The organism is Mesorhizobium sp. 2RAF45 (assembly GCF_052115225.1).
GTDB classification, from domain to species: domain Bacteria; phylum Pseudomonadota; class Alphaproteobacteria; order Rhizobiales; family Rhizobiaceae; genus Mesorhizobium; species Mesorhizobium jarvisii.
In genome coordinates this window covers 187,794-201,496 of sequence record NZ_JBFRGG010000007.1, presented here as the reverse complement: position 1 = coordinate 201,496, position 13,703 = coordinate 187,794, and the positions used below count along the sequence as shown (strand labels likewise).

Sequence of the window (13,703 nt, the reverse complement as noted above, 5' to 3'; positions counted from 1 at the left end):
CATGCATCCAGCCTTTTCCGTCGTCTTCTTCACCACCGCCACGGGCGCCGGCTACGGCCTGCTGGCAGTGCTTGGCGTGCTGGGCGGGTTGCAGATCGTCCCCGCCCAATTTTGGCTCGGCCTCGTCGGCCTGGGGCTGGCGCTCGGCCTGATAGCGGCGGGACTGCTGTCGTCGACCGGCCATCTCGGCAGGCCGGAACGCGCCTGGCGGGCGTTCTCGCAATGGCGCAGCTCCTGGCTGTCGCGCGAAGGCGTGGCCTCGGTCATCACCTTCATCCCGGCGGGACTGTTCGGGGTCGGCTGGGCGTTCCTAGGCCGCACTGGCGGCTGGGTGGCCATTGCCGGATTGCTGGCTGCCATCGATTCGGTCATCACCGTCTGCACAACAGGGATGATCTACGCGTCGCTGAAACCGATCGCCCAATGGCACAGCCGCTATACTTTGCCGGCCTACCTGATCTTCGCCGCCATGACCGGCAGCGTTCTGTTGAACGCGCTGCTGCAGGGCTTCGGCATCGGTTCCACGGGCGTGCTGGTATTGTCGCTGCTTGCCACTCTTGCCGGCTGGGGCTGGAAGCTCGCGACCTGGCGGCACAATGACCGTCTCGAGATCCCGACCACCGCCAACACCGCGACCGGTTTGGCTGGCGGCACGGTGCGCTCGCTGGAATGGCCGCATACCGAGGAAAACTACCTGCTCAAGGAAATGGGTTTTCGCATCGCACGCAAGCACAGTGCGAAGCTGCGCATGCTCGCACAGGCATTGGCCTTCGCCCTGCCCGTCCTGCTGATCGCCGCCACCTTCGCCTTGCCCTGGCCCTATGCGGCGGTGCCGTCGGTGCTCGCCGCGATCGTCCAGTTCGCCGGCATGCTGGTCGAGCGCTGGCTGTTCTTCGCCGAGGCAAAGCACACCGTCACTCTGTATTACGGCAGATAGGCTGCTCAGCCCGGCCGCAGCATCGAGCGGGAGATGGCGAAGATGCGGTCGGCGCCAAGCATATAGGCCATCAGCGATTCCAGCCGGAACAGCCCGGCATAAGCGCGATCGAGCACGTTAAGCGAGCCGGTATAGGCGCCGAAGGCCGGCATGATCATGCGGCCGCCATCGCCGGCAAAGCAGCGCCGACGCACCGAACGGCCGCGCTGGACGATGCGCGCGCAGGGATGCAGATGGCCCGCGATCTCGCCCTCGACGCGCACTTTCGACGGCTCATGCCGGAACAGCAGCGAGCCTATGGCCAGTTCCCGGACCGTTTCACCGGGCAGATCGGCCGGCGCTTCCGGATCATGGTTGCCGGCGACCCAGAACCAGTCGCGGCCTGCCATCAGCGCTTCCAGCCGCTCGCGAAAACTCGCATGCATGCGCTCGGCGCCGCCGCCATCGTGAAAGGAATCGCCCAGGCTGATGACGATCGACGGCTGGTAGTCGGATATGACGGCCTGCAGTCTGAGCAAGGTCGCTCCGGTGTCATAGGGCGGGATCAGCGCGCCGCGCCTTGCCAGCGACGAGCCTTTTTCCAGATGCAGGTCGGAGACCGTCATCAGCCTGAGCTCGGGAAAATAGAGCACGCCGCGCGGATCGCAGACCGCACGCTCGCCGGCGATGCCTATCATGTCGGCCTCGGCAATCAGCGACGTGCGCGCCAGCGAAAAATTCATCCCTCACTCATTTCCGGCCCCATGGCCTCTTCGACCAAAGTCGCCGCATCCATCAGCAGTGTTTCATCGGCTTCGCCGTTCACCGGCATCTTGCCGATCTCGAGCATGATCGGCACGGCTAGTGGCGAAATCTGCTCGAGATTCTTATGCATGATTCTACCCTGGACGCGCGAGAGCATGTCGGCAAGTCTGCTGACATCGAGCAGACCGGCCGCCGCATCGGAGCGTGTCGCCTGCAGCAGGATATGGTCCGGCTCATGGCTGCGCAGCACATCGTAGATCAGGTCGGTCGACACGGTGACCTGACGGCCGCTCTTCTCCTGGCCCGGATGGCGTTTCTCGATCAGTCCCGAAATCAGCGCGCAATTGCGGAAGGTGCGCTTGAGAAGCCAGCTGTCGGCCAGCCAGGCTTCGAGGTCGTCGCCCAGCATGTCCTCGTCGAACAATGCGCCGAGAGACGGTTTCCTGGCTTTGAACATCGCGCCCATATCGCCCAGCGACCATATGGCAAGGGCGTAATCGGTGGCGACAAAGCCAAGCGGCCTGGCGCCTGCCCTGTCGAGGCGCCGGGTAAGCAACATGCCGAGCGTCTGGTGGGCCAGCCTGCCCTCAAAGGGATAAGCGACCAGATAGTAGCGGTTGCCGCGTGGAAAGGTCTCGATCAGCAGGTCATCGCGTTTGGGCAGAACCGATTTGTCGGCCTGGAATCGCAGCCAGTCGGCCACCTGCTCCGGCAGCTTCTTCCAGCGCTGCGGATCGTCCAGCATCATGCGGACCTGCTCGGCAAGGTAGGTCGAAAGCGGGAACTTGCCGCCGCCATAGTAGGGCACCTTGGCGTCGCTGCCGGGCGCGTTCGACACGAAGCATTCATTCTCGCGAATGCCTTCGAAGCGCAGCACCTTGCCGGCGAACATGAAGGTGTCGCCATGCGTCAGCGTTTCGAGGAAGGCCTCCTCGATCTTGCCGAGAACGGCCCCGCCGCGTGTAGCCGAGCCTTTGCTGCCTGCTTTGACGTAACGCACGTTGAGCGCCGGCACTTCGATGATGGTGCCGACATTCAGCCGATATTGCTGAGCCACGCGCGGGTTGGAGACGCGCCACAACCCGTCCTTGTTCAGGCGGATACGAGCATAGCGCTCGTAATTCTTCAGCGCATAGCCGCCGGTGGCGACAAAATCGATGACGCGGTCGAAGGTAATCCTATCGAGGCTGGTGTAGGGTGCCGCCGCTCGCACTTCCTCGTAAAGATCGTCGGCACGGAACGGTGCGCCGCAGGCGCAGCCGAGTACGTGTTGCGCCAGCACATCGAGGCCGCCATCGACCAGCGGCGGCGTGTCCTGCGCGCCAAGATAGTTGGCATCGAGGGCAGCCCGGCATTCGAGCACCTCGAAACGGTTGGCAGGGATCAAGATCGCCTTGGACGGTTCGTCCATCCGGTGGTTGGCACGGCCGATGCGCTGCGCCAGCCGGCTCGCCCCCTTCGGCGCGCCGACATGCACGACCAGATCGACATCGCCCCAGTCGATGCCGAGATCGAGCGTCGATGTCGCGACAATGGCACGCAGCGCGTTCTCGCCCATCGCCTTCTCGACACGCCGCCGCTGGCCGACATCGAGAGAGCCGTGATGAAGCGCGATCGGCAAGGTGTCCTCGTTGACCCGCCACAATTCCTGGAAAAGCAGTTCCGCCTGGCTGCGGGTGTTGACGAACAGCAGGGTCGTCTTGTGGCGCTTGATCTCGCGGTAGATCTCCGGCGTGGCATAGCGCGCCGAATGCCCCGCCCACGGTACACGCTCTTCGGAATCGAGAATGGAGATTTCGGGTTTAGCTCCCCCTGTGACCACAATCAGTTCGGACATGTCTCCTAGTGGATTCTGGCTGACCAGCCAGCGCCGCAACTCGTCCGGCTCGGCCACCGTCGCCGACAGGCCGATGGTCTGCAGGCCGGGCACGTAGTTGCGCAGCCGCGCCAGGCCGAGCGCCAAGAGATGGCCGCGTTTCGAGGTTACAAGCGAATGCAACTCGTCGAGCACGACATAGCGCAGATCCTCGAAGAAGCGTCGGGCGTCGCCTGCAGCAATCAGAAGCGCAAGTTGCTCGGGCGTGGTCAGCAATATATCCGGCGGCACCAGCTTCTGGCGCTGGCGCTTGTGGGAAGGCGTGTCGCCGGTGCGCGTCTCGATACTGATCGGCAGACCGATCTCCTCGACCGGCTTGCCGAGATTGCGCTCGATGTCGACGGCCAGCGCCTTGAGCGGCGAGATGTAGAGCGTGTGGATGCCGCGCTGTCCCTGCCCCGGCTTTCGCCTCGGCCTGACCGCCAGTTCCGTCAGCGAAGGCAGGAAGCCGGCCAGCGTCTTGCCGGCTCCGGTCGGCGCGATCAGCAGCACCGATTGGCCGCTTTGAGCCTTCGCCAGCAATTCGACCTGATGTGCGCGCGGCGACCAGCCTTTCTCGCCGAACCATCGGAGGAATGGCTCGGGCAGGGCAATGGCGGCATTCTGCTCGGCAAGGCGCGGCTCAACTGTCACGCGCCAGAGGTAGCGCGGCTACGGGCGATCGCCAAGGAAAATCGGAACAAAAGGGGATCGTGAAAGCTCTTCCCTTCTCCCCCTGTGGAGAAGGACAGGCGCTTGTGCTACGGCCTGCGAAACCCGGTCGGGCCGCCATAGAGGTAGCCGATGCGGGCGATGGCGTCCTTCAACCCTTCGCGCGAGACCAGCATGGTGTGCCCGTTGGCGTGGATCATGGTCTCAGCGTCGGTCATGGCAGCGACATGGCCTTTCCAGAAGACGAGATCGCCCCTGCGCAACCCGGCATAGTCCGGACCCGGCTCGAGCGGCTCGCCGATGCTTGCCGCCTGCATGTCGGAATCGCGCAGCACGTTTTTGCCCGCCATGCGCATCGCCAGCTGCACCAGGCCGGAACAATCGATGCCGAAGCCGGATGTGCCGCCCCACAGATAGGGTGTGCCAAGAAACGTCTCGGCAACCGCGACATAGTCGGCGGCAATTTCGCCGATTGGCCTGAGGTGACCCGCGATGATCGCTTCGCCCGATGGCAGGACAGCATAATGTGTGCCGCGCGTCTCGGCGGCGCCCGTCACCGTCACCGTCGACCCCATCGACAGCTGTCCCGCGATCGGAAAGCGCAGATCCGGACCGGGATAGAGAAAGGTGCGGGGCACCGAGACGATATGGGTGGGCGCATGGTCGCGCCCGCCCAGCATGGTGTTGGCGACATAGCCGACATAGCCGTCGCGTTCGGCCTGGATCCAGGCCCAGCCTTCGGCATCCTCGAAAACCAGCACATCGTCGCCGAACAGAGCTTGCGTGTTGACGCCGGCATCCGCACGCGGCGCCTTGCGGATGTCTGCCACCGAGGCCGAAATCCGCGCCGGCCGGCCGGCGACAAAACGGTCGGCAGAAACCTCGCCTTTCAGCCTTGCGTCGGCAAGGTCGGAACGGAAGGCGTGGAGACGGGCATCGTGAGCAGTCAAAATCGGTAACCCTGCTGTATGGGCAAAACGGTCAGATGGGCAGTTCGTGAGCCCTGGCGATGATACCATCGCCGAAGCGCTCGACAAAGAGCGCGCCCTCGACCGTGCGCTTGATCAGCACGTTGCGCTTGTCGAGTTCGTCGCGATGGCGCGACACCAGCTTCAGCGCGCCCATGGTGTCGAGCGCGCGCGTGATCACCGGCTTGGTGACATTGAGGCGGGCGGCCAGCCCGCGCACCGTGTGCGGCGGCGGATCGAGATAGATGGTGAACAGGATCGCCGTCTGGCGCATGGTCAGGTCGGGCGCATCGTCGCGCACCTGCGACAGCATGACTTGCTGCCACAGTCGCAAGGCCTGGCTCGGGCGCATCGCAATCGACATCGCGCCAGCATGACGGCAAATTGTTTCGGTTCCGTTTCAGTTTCAGCGATTTGCCGGCTCTGCTTCCCGCCTTCAGCCAAAGCGTGTCGAGATGATCCGCTCCAAGGCGCGAATGCCTTGTGCCTCGCCGCCGGCAGGCCCATGCGCACGGTCGGCGGGGTTCCAGGCAAAGATGTCGAAATGCGCCCAGCTCGCCGTCTTCTCGACAAAGCGCTTGAGGAACAGTGCCGCCGTGATCGAACCGGCGAAACCGTCCGTGGTGACATTGTTGATGTCGGCGATCTTCGACGACAGTTTCGCATCGTAGGGCCGCCACAGCGGCAAGCGCCACAGCGGATCCTCGACCGCCAGCGATGCCTCGGCGAGGTCCGAGGCCAGCGCCTCGTCGCCGGTATAGAAAGGCGGCAGATCGGGGCCAAGCGCGACACGGGCCGCTCCGGTCAGCGTCGCCATGTCGACCAGCAGCTGCGGTTCCTCGTCATCGGCCAGCGCCAGCGCGTCGCCGAGCACGAGCCTGCCTTCGGCGTCGGTATTGCCGATCTCGACAGTGATGCCCTTGCGGCTCGCCAGCACGTCGCCGGGTCGAAAAGCGTTGCCGGCGATCGAGTTCTCGACCGCGGGTATCAGCACGCGCAGCCGCACGTTCAACCCGGCGGCCATGATCATCGAGGCCAGGCCAAGCACATTGGCGGCGCCGCCCATGTCCTTCTTCATCAAGAGCATGCCGGATGACGGCTTGATGTCGAGACCGCCTGTGTCGAAGCAGACGCCCTTGCCGACCAGCGTAACCTTCGGCGCGCCCGGTTGCCCCCAGATCATGTCGATCAGACGCGGCGCGCCGGTCGAAGCACGGCCGACGGCGTGGATCATCGGGAAGTTCTGAGTCAGCAGCTCGTCGCCCTTGATGACGGAGACTTCGGCCTTGTGAGCCGCGGCCAGGGTGCGCACCGCCTTCTCCAGATCATCCGGTCCCATGTCGCTGGTCGGTGTGTTGACCAGATCGCGGGCCAGGAAGACGCCATCGGCGATGCGGCGAACGCGCGCCGCGTCGACGCCGGCCGGCACGTCGAAACGCAGCGCCTTGCCCGGCTTCTTGCCGTAACGGGTAAAGACATAGCCGCCGAGCGCCAGCGCGATTGCCGCGAGTTCCGGCTCGGCAGGAATGGAGGCGAAATGCCAATCCCCTTCCGGCAGGGTTTTCGACAGTGCACCGAGCGCGAGTGCGCCTTCCCCGTCGCCTGTGCCGAACAGGGCGCCGGCAAGTGCGCCGTTTTCGCCGGGCACGGCGAGCGTCCTGCCTGCCTCGCCGGAAAAGCCGTTGGCCTTGGCCCAGGCGACAGCAAATGGCGCAAGGCCCGCGGCCTCCAGGCCGTCACGGGCCACCAGATGCACCGGCAGCGCACCTTGCAATTTCGTCTCGACGAGTTCGACAGGCATTCGATGTTCTCTCCTGCCGACCCTTCGCGAGTCGGCGTTTCTTAACTCTCCGTTAGGGTTAACAGAATATTTCTGCGGGAGGGAAGATGGCCACGCTATGGCCGCGCGCATGAATGGAGGCTTAGGTGTCGATGCCGACCAACCGCACAGTGAATGCCAGAGGAAAACGGCTCGCCACCACCGCCCTCATGCTGGCGCTCGCCGCGGGCGTCGCCGGATGCGGAACCAGCAGGATGACTACCGGCTCGATCGAACGTACCAGCGGCAAGCCGCTGGAGAGCATGTCGGCGGGAGAAGTGCACAATGCCACGGCCGCTCTCGGCCAATCCTACTCAAAGAATCCCAACGACAAGCGAATCGCAACCAACTTCGCGGCCGCGCTGCAGATGGACGGCGATGCCGACCAGTCGCTGGCCGTGATGCGCAAACTGGCGATCGCCTATCCCAAGGACCGCGACGTGCTCGCCGCCTATGGCAAGGCGCTGGCCGCCAATGGCCAGCTCGAGGCAGCGCTCGACGCCGTGCGCCGCGCACAGACGCCGGAATATCCCGACTGGAAGCTGGTGTCGGCGGAAGCGGCCATCCTTGACCAGCTCGGCCAGAAGGACGATGCACGCCAGCTCTACCGCAAGGCGCTCGAACTCAAGCCGAACGACCCCTCGGTTCTCTCCAATCTGGGCATGTCCTATGTGCTGGAAGGGGATCTGCGCACCGCGGAAACCTATATGCGTTCGGCCGCCCAGCAGCCCAACGCCGACAGCCGCGTGCGCCAGAACCTGGCGCTGGTCGTCGGCCTGCAGGGCCGCTTCGACGAAGCCGAGAAGATCGCCTCGCAGGAGCTCTCGCCCGAGCAGGCACAGGCCAATGTCGCCTATCTCAGGCAGATGCTTGCGCAACAGAATGCCTGGGGACAGCTCAAGGATCAGGACAAGGCGAAGCCTGCAACCAACTGAGGGCGACGATCTGCAAAGGTCCCAATTGAACGAAGAAGCCGCGCTGAGCTCAGCGCGGCTTCTTCGTTTATCTCCGCGTGCCCCGCGGCTACTTGGCCGATGATGACGGATGATCGGTGCCGAAGATGCCGCGCTGGCTGACCTGGATGCCGGCAGGGCCCAGGATGATGGCGAAAAGCACAGGCAGGAAGAACAGGATCATCGGCACGGTGAGCTTGGGCGGCAGGGCTGCGGCCTTCTTTTCGGCGGCGTTCATGCGCTGGTCCCGGCTTTCGGCGGCAAGCACGCGCAATGCGTGCGCCACCGGCGTGCCGTAGCGTTCGGCCTGGACGAGCGCCTGCGACACCGATTTGACCGATTCCAGACCGGTACGGTTCGCAAGATTCTCATAGGCCTGCTTGCGTTCCTGCAGATAGGAGAGCTCGGCGTTGGTCAGGATGAATTCTTCCGCCAGAGCCACCGACTGCGCGCCGATCTCGTCGGCGACTTTGCGGAGCGCGGCTTCCACCGACATGCCCGACTCCACGCAGATCAGCATCAGGTCCAACGCATCCGGCCACGCCATCTGGATCGACTGCTTGCGCTTGGTGGCGCGGTTGTTGACATAGACGACCGGCGCGTAGAAGCCGCCATAGGCGACCAGGATGCATACGAACAGCCGGATGACCAGGGGTTTGTCGGGCAATCCTCCGAGCACGAATATGTAGACCAGCCCCAGCGCGAAGCCGACAAAAGGCAGAACGAGGCGAAAGAAGAGGAAACGCGTCAGCGGGTTCTGTCCGCGAAAGCCGGCGACCTTGAGCTTCTGCAAGGTGCTCTCGTCGGCCAGCGCGCGCCGCAGGTCGAGCCGATCGACGATGTTGCGCATGCCGACCGACTGTTGCTCGCGCAGGCCCTTGCGGCGGCGATCGGCCTCGCTCGCAAGCCGCGCGCGCTGCTTGGCGCGAAGCTCGTCGCGCTCCAGCGCGACCGACTTCATGCGCGACTTGAGCTGGTTTCCGCCGAATGCCGGCAGCAATGTAAAGACCGTCGCGAACACGGCGATGGCGACCAGCAGCGCGATCAGCAGGCTGGGGTCCGTCAGTGATTTGATGACTTGTTCGGTCATGCCGCGGCCCTAGACTTCAAAGTTCATCATCTTGCGCATGACCAGGATGCCGATCGACATCCAGACAGCGGCACAACCCAGTATCAGATTGCCAACGCTGGTGTTGAACAGCGGCATCAGATAGTCGGGGCTGGAAAGATAGACGAGAAAAGCAACGATGAAGGGCAGCGCGCCGATGATGGCAGCGGACGCCTTCGCCTCCATGGACAGCGCCTGCACCTTGGCTTTCATCTTCTTGCGATCACGAAGCACGCGTGAAAGGTTGCCCAGCGCCTCGGACAGATTGCCGCCGGCCTGCGACTGGATCTGGATGACGATGCCGAAGAAACTCGCCTCTGTGCACGGCATGGTTTCGGGCATACGCAAGGTCGCATCGGGGATCGAAATGCCCATCTGCTGCGAATCAACGATGCGGCGAAACTCCGCCTTCACCGGCTCGGGGGATTCGTTGGCGATGAGGCGCACGGCATCGTTCAGCGGCAGGCCGGACTTGACCGCGCGCACGATGATGTCGAGTGCGTTTGGAAATTCGTTGAGGAATGCCTTGACCCGGCGCGCGCGGCGAAACGATACGAACCAGCGCGGCAGGCCGAGCGCGCCGGCCAACAGCACGCCGGGCAAGACAAGCATCGGCGCGCCGGCCACGAATGCGACCACCGTCAGCGCGAGACCGCATATGGCGGAATAAATGTAGAAACGCTCGATTGGGACCTTCATCCCGGCCTGCCGGAGTTGCGCCTTCAGCGGCGGCTTCTTGATGGCGCTGTCCTTGGTCTTCTGCTTCTCGTCGAGTTCCTTCAGCGAATCCTGCACGGATTTCCGACGCTTGGCCGCATCCGTCGCGCGGTCGCGGGAGGCCTTGACAACCGACCGGTCCGTCTCCGCGGCCTTGATCGTCTCCAGCCGCTTGCCAGCCTGCTTCTCATTGCTGATCTGGTTGAACAGGAATGCATAGGCGACCGCGCCGGCGCTGAAGCCGGCGAGCACGACAAACGCCAATACGGTGCCGTCAATTCCAAACATCGACCAGAACCCTCAACGCCGCGTCAGTCAGCGCGTTTCTCCATTGCCTCGAGCGCAACGGCGAGGCGCTGCTCCTCGCCGTAGTAGCGAGCCCTGTCCCAGAAATGCGGGCGGCCGATGCCGGTCGAGACATGCTCGCCCAGCAGCCTGCCGTTGGCGTCCTCGCCCTTGATGTTGTAGAGGACGATGTCCTGCGTGATGATGACGTCGCCTTCCATCCCGATCACCTCGGTGATGTGAGTGATGCGGCGCGATCCGTCGCGCAGACGCGCCGCCTGGATGATCACGTCGATGGAGCCGACGACGATTTCACGCACGGTTTTCTGCGGCAGCGAATAACCGCCCATGGCGATCATGGATTCGATACGATTCAGGCATTCGCGCGGGCTGTTCGAGTGGATCGTTCCCATCGAGCCGTCATGGCCGGTGTTCATCGCCTGCAGAAGATCGAACACTTCGGGTCCGCGCACCTCGCCAACGATGATGCGCTCGGGCCGCATACGCAGGCAGTTCTTGACCAGGTCGCGCATCGTTACCTCGCCTTCACCTTCGAGGTTGGGCGGGCGGGTTTCCAGACGTACGACATGCGGCTGCTGCAGTTGCAGTTCGGCCGAGTCCTCGCAGGTGATGACGCGCTCGTCGCGGTCGATGTAGTTGGTGAGGCAGTTGAGCAGAGTCGTCTTGCCGGAGCCGGTGCCGCCCGAGATGACGATGTTGCAGCGAACACGACCGATGATCTTGAGGACTTCGGCGCCCTGCGGCGAGATGGCACCGAACTTGACCAGCTGATCGAGCGTCAGCTTGTCCTTCTTGAATTTGCGGATGGTGAGTGCGGTGCCGTCGATGGCGAGCGGCGGAGCGATGACGTTGACGCGAGAGCCGTCGGGAAGGCGGGCGTCGCAGATCGGGCTGGATTCATCGACGCGGCGACCGACCTGACTGACAATGCGCTGGCAGATGTTGAGAAGCTGCTGGTTGTCACGAAAGCGAATGCCGGTCTGCTCGACCTTGCCATTGACTTCGATGTAGACGTTCTTGGAGCCGTTGACCATGATGTCGGCGATGTCGTCGCGGGCGAGCAATGGCTCGAGCGGCCCGTAACCAAGCACGTCGTTACAGATGTCCTCGAGCAATTCCTCCTGCTCGGCGATCGACATTGCGAAATTCTTGATCGCGATGATGTCGTTGACGATGTCGCGGATTTCCTCGCGCGCTGTCTCCGGGTCGAGCTTGGCCAGCTGCGACAGGTCGATCGTGTCGATGAGCGCCGAGAAAACCTGGCTCTTGGTGTCGTAATAGGTTTCGCTCTTTTCGCGCTGGGGCCGCTTCGCCTCCGGCGCGATCGGCGGCGCCTCGACGGCGCGGCGAGCCGGCGGCGCCACAGGCGCGCTTGGCTGCAGCGGTGCCGCGGGCCGGGCAAGAACCGCCGTATCCGTCGAACCCGCGGGCGGCGGCGCGGCCGGTGCCGGCTGGCGGAATTCCGGCGTGAACCGGTTGCCGTCGTCGTTGCCTCTTTTACCGAACATGATCGACTACCGGTTCCAAAAACGTCACTTCCTGTTGCGCGAGAGCTTGCCGAGCAGACTGCCCAGGCCAGCCTTCTTTTTCGTGCGGATTTCGCTTCGCCCGGTCAGCACGTGCGCAATCTCGTTGATGATCGCGACAACCGGGTTCTTGGCGTCCATCTCGCCGAGCATCCGCCCGTTGTTGGCGGCATTGCCGAACAGCAATGGATCGAAGCCGATGACCGACATCGGCGTCAGGCCGAGCGGCTCGGCGAAATCGGACGGCGAAATTTCCGGCCGCTTGGGAACGCCGGCCTGGTTGATGATCAGCTTCGGCGGCGGGTCGTTGGGGCGAAGCCGCTTGAGCATGTCGACCATGTTCTTGGTGTTGCGCAGATTGGCCAGTTCCGGGGTCGCCGTGATGACGATCTCGTCGGCCTTGACCAGCGTGTTCTTGGCCCAGCCCGTCCAGACATGGGGGACGTCCAGGACCAGAAGCGGCACGCTGCGCTGCGCGGTATCGACAAGCTGCGCAAAGGCATCGGGATCGAAGTCGTAGACGCGTTCCAGCGTCGAGGGCGCGGCGAGCAACGACAAATGCTCGGCGCACTGCGTCAGCAGCCGGTCGAGATAGACTTCGTCGACGCGTTCGGGTGAGAACACCGCTTCGGCAATGCCCTGGGCCGGATCCTGGTCGAAATTGATGTTGGCCGTGCCGAAGGCGAGATCGAGGTCGGCGACGACGACCTCGGATTTGAACAGGGAGGACATTGCCCAGGCGACATTGTGGGCGATGGTCGAAGAGCCCACACCGCCCTTGGCGCCGACAAAGGCGATCGAACGGCCGATCGGTTCAGCCTCCGGATCGACGAAAATCGACGACACGACACTGACGATGTCGGCCATCGAAACGGGCGCGATGACATATTCGGAGATGCCGGAGCGGATGAGTTCGCGATAGAGACCGACATCATTGTAATGGCCGATCACCACCACTTTCGAGGATGGATCGCAGTATTCAGAGAGCTGGGCGAGTTGCTCCAGCAATTGCTTGGGTTCGCTGCGTGACTCCAGCAGGATCAGGTTAGGGGTCGGCGCCGACTGGTAGAACTCGATCGCCGTGGGAATGCCGCCCATATGGACCTTGAGATGGGCCTTGGTCATACGGCGGTCCTCGCCGGCGCGCTCGACCGGATTGGCAACGCCCTCGGTCTCGCAGAATGCCTGGATCGAGATGCGCGGAACCGGCCGCAACGCCTGCATCGCGGCGATGTCCTGCGGCGATGTATCACCGCCGTCCACGGTGGCGTCATAGGCAAGATTGCTCATGGTCATGCTCTTTTCCGTGGCCTTTTTCTTTCCGTGGCGTCTCTTTCCCGAAGGTGGCTTAGTAGGTCACTTCTGAATTGCCCAGGAATTCACCCGAAATGCCCCTGGCGCGGTAGACATCGATCACCGCGCCGCGATTTTCCGCGTCGATGGTGCTCTGTTTGCGCGGCCCGAGCAGATCACCCGGGTTGGCCATCTGGGCAGCGAGATTGTTCTGATAGGAGCAGCCGAAGTCGGCATAATGCTTGTTTTCCGACGTCTCGAGCAGATCATCGGGCCAGCGCCCGCATTTGTCGGTCTGCGCCCTCACTGCGATATAGGAGACGCGAACCGGAGCCGATGCCTCACTCGATCCGGCCTGGTAGGAGGTGACGACGATGCGGTTGCGTTTGATACCGCTGGCGACCGCGAGCCTGGCGAAATCACGGCCGGCCGCCGTCGCGGCAACCTCGTTGGCCGATCCGCTCGGAATCTGGATGGTCAATGACGGAGCGGCACTCTTGTCATAGCCGTCAAGGAAACCCAGCAGCGTGTCGCGCTGCGAACCGGTCATGCCGCGGTCGCCGGCGCCGACAGGCAGGTCGATCTTCTGGTTCTTCTCCGCGATGACGATCGGATGGTTGGTGCGATAGTCGTCCGGAATGGCGCCGACGGTGATGCTGTCGCGCTGGGCGCACCCGGCCAGCAGGGCGGTCATCGCTGCCGCCAGAACCGGCAGCACCCGCAGGCCGGTCCGCGAATGGCTGGCGCGCATCGTCGTGGCGATGGTCCTTGTCTTCAACGCTGACTGAGACATGTCGGCTTCCCC

12 protein-coding genes are annotated in these 13,703 nt (G+C 63.7%); 2 read left to right on the top strand and 10 right to left on the bottom strand.

Translation table 11 applies throughout. From position 1 onward, the window contains the following. Nucleotide 1 precedes the first annotated feature (1 nt). On the top strand, nt 2-937 hold the full coding sequence (locus AB4Z43_RS20305; protein ID WP_441938809.1) for a dimethyl sulfoxide reductase anchor subunit family protein: 936 nt from the start codon (nt 2-4) through the stop codon (nt 935-937). A gap of 5 nt (nt 938-942) precedes the next feature. On the opposite strand, the gene pdeM is transcribed toward AB4Z43_RS20305, so the two are convergent. The 5 genes from pdeM to AB4Z43_RS20280 form a co-directional block, all read right to left on the bottom strand. Further along, nucleotides 943-1,659: a ligase-associated DNA damage response endonuclease PdeM gene (gene pdeM / locus AB4Z43_RS20300; RefSeq protein WP_069090949.1), complete on the bottom strand. Its 717-nt coding sequence runs from the start codon at nt 1,657-1,659 to the stop codon at nt 943-945. Further along, nucleotides 1,656-4,190, bottom strand: a complete 2,535-nt coding sequence (locus tag AB4Z43_RS20295; RefSeq protein ID WP_441938808.1) for a ligase-associated DNA damage response DEXH box helicase — start codon at nt 4,188-4,190, stop codon at nt 1,656-1,658. The genes pdeM and AB4Z43_RS20295 overlap by 4 nt, the downstream gene beginning before the upstream one ends. A 107-nt stretch (nt 4,191-4,297) precedes the next feature. Further along, complete coding sequence (locus tag AB4Z43_RS20290) at nt 4,298-5,158, bottom strand: C40 family peptidase (protein WP_441938807.1); 861 nt, start codon at nt 5,156-5,158, stop codon at nt 4,298-4,300. A gap of 31 nt (nt 5,159-5,189) precedes the next feature. Beyond that, on the bottom strand, nt 5,190-5,540 hold the full coding sequence (locus AB4Z43_RS20285; RefSeq protein WP_010913361.1) for a MarR family winged helix-turn-helix transcriptional regulator: 351 nt from the start codon (nt 5,538-5,540) through the stop codon (nt 5,190-5,192). A 72-nt stretch (nt 5,541-5,612) separates the two neighbouring features. Then, a complete protein-coding gene (locus tag AB4Z43_RS20280) occupies nt 5,613-6,977 on the bottom strand; it encodes a leucyl aminopeptidase family protein (RefSeq protein ID WP_083246535.1) in 1,365 nt (454 codons plus the stop codon). 131 nt (nt 6,978-7,108) lie between these two features. On the opposite strand from AB4Z43_RS20280, the gene AB4Z43_RS20275 reads away from it, so the two are divergent. Continuing rightward, nucleotides 7,109-7,930, top strand: coding sequence for a tetratricopeptide repeat protein (locus AB4Z43_RS20275; RefSeq protein WP_038644404.1), 822 nt, complete (start codon nt 7,109-7,111; stop codon nt 7,928-7,930). 88 nt (nt 7,931-8,018) lie between these two features. Here the strand turns inward: AB4Z43_RS20275 and AB4Z43_RS20270 are convergent, their stop codons facing one another. The 5 genes from AB4Z43_RS20270 to AB4Z43_RS20250 are packed head-to-tail and all read right to left on the bottom strand — an operon-like array spanning nt 8,019 to nt 13,691. After that, nucleotides 8,019-9,038 carry a type II secretion system F family protein gene (locus AB4Z43_RS20270; protein WP_019863105.1) on the bottom strand — a complete coding sequence of 340 codons (1,020 nt, stop codon included), beginning with the start codon at nt 9,036-9,038 and terminating at the stop codon, nt 8,019-8,021. 9 nt (nt 9,039-9,047) lie between these two features. Then, nucleotides 9,048-10,061 carry a type II secretion system F family protein gene (locus AB4Z43_RS20265; protein WP_019863104.1) on the bottom strand — a complete coding sequence of 338 codons (1,014 nt, stop codon included), beginning with the start codon at nt 10,059-10,061 and terminating at the stop codon, nt 9,048-9,050. 23 nt (nt 10,062-10,084) lie between these two features. Then, complete coding sequence (locus AB4Z43_RS20260; RefSeq protein WP_441938806.1) at nt 10,085-11,587, bottom strand: CpaF family protein; 1,503 nt, start codon at nt 11,585-11,587, stop codon at nt 10,085-10,087. A gap of 24 nt (nt 11,588-11,611) precedes the next feature. Then, nucleotides 11,612-12,895 (bottom strand): AAA family ATPase, encoded by a 1,284-nt coding sequence (locus AB4Z43_RS20255; RefSeq protein WP_441938828.1) that lies wholly within the window; start codon nt 12,893-12,895, stop codon nt 11,612-11,614. Nucleotides 12,896-12,953: 58 nt separating this feature from the next. Next, entirely contained in the window at nt 12,954-13,691 is a 738-nt protein-coding gene (locus AB4Z43_RS20250; protein ID WP_027047729.1) for a CpaD family pilus assembly protein, read from the bottom strand. Between the last annotated feature and the right edge of the window lie 12 nt (nt 13,692-13,703).

What these genes read in the sequence shown, in the direction of transcription:
- AB4Z43_RS20275 (WP_038644404.1), top strand. Translation starts at nt 7,109, where the DNA reads ATGCCGACCAACCGCACAGTGAATGCCAGAGGAAAACGGCTCGCCACC.
- AB4Z43_RS20255 (WP_441938828.1), bottom strand. Translation starts at nt 12,895, where the DNA reads ATGAGCAATCTTGCCTATGACGCCACCGTGGACGGCGGTGATACATCG.
- AB4Z43_RS20270 (WP_019863105.1), bottom strand. Translation starts at nt 9,038, where the DNA reads ATGACCGAACAAGTCATCAAATCACTGACGGACCCCAGCCTGCTGATC.
- pdeM (WP_069090949.1), bottom strand. Translation starts at nt 1,659, where the DNA reads ATGAATTTTTCGCTGGCGCGCACGTCGCTGATTGCCGAGGCCGACATG.
- AB4Z43_RS20260 (WP_441938806.1), bottom strand. Translation starts at nt 11,587, where the DNA reads ATGTTCGGTAAAAGAGGCAACGACGACGGCAACCGGTTCACGCCGGAA.
- AB4Z43_RS20285 (WP_010913361.1), bottom strand. Translation starts at nt 5,540, where the DNA reads ATGTCGATTGCGATGCGCCCGAGCCAGGCCTTGCGACTGTGGCAGCAA.
- AB4Z43_RS20265 (WP_019863104.1), bottom strand. Translation starts at nt 10,061, where the DNA reads ATGTTTGGAATTGACGGCACCGTATTGGCGTTTGTCGTGCTCGCCGGC.
- AB4Z43_RS20280 (WP_083246535.1), bottom strand. Translation starts at nt 6,977, where the DNA reads ATGCCTGTCGAACTCGTCGAGACGAAATTGCAAGGTGCGCTGCCGGTG.
- AB4Z43_RS20305 (WP_441938809.1), top strand. Translation starts at nt 2, where the DNA reads ATGCATCCAGCCTTTTCCGTCGTCTTCTTCACCACCGCCACGGGCGCC.
- AB4Z43_RS20250 (WP_027047729.1), bottom strand. Translation starts at nt 13,691, where the DNA reads ATGTCTCAGTCAGCGTTGAAGACAAGGACCATCGCCACGACGATGCGC.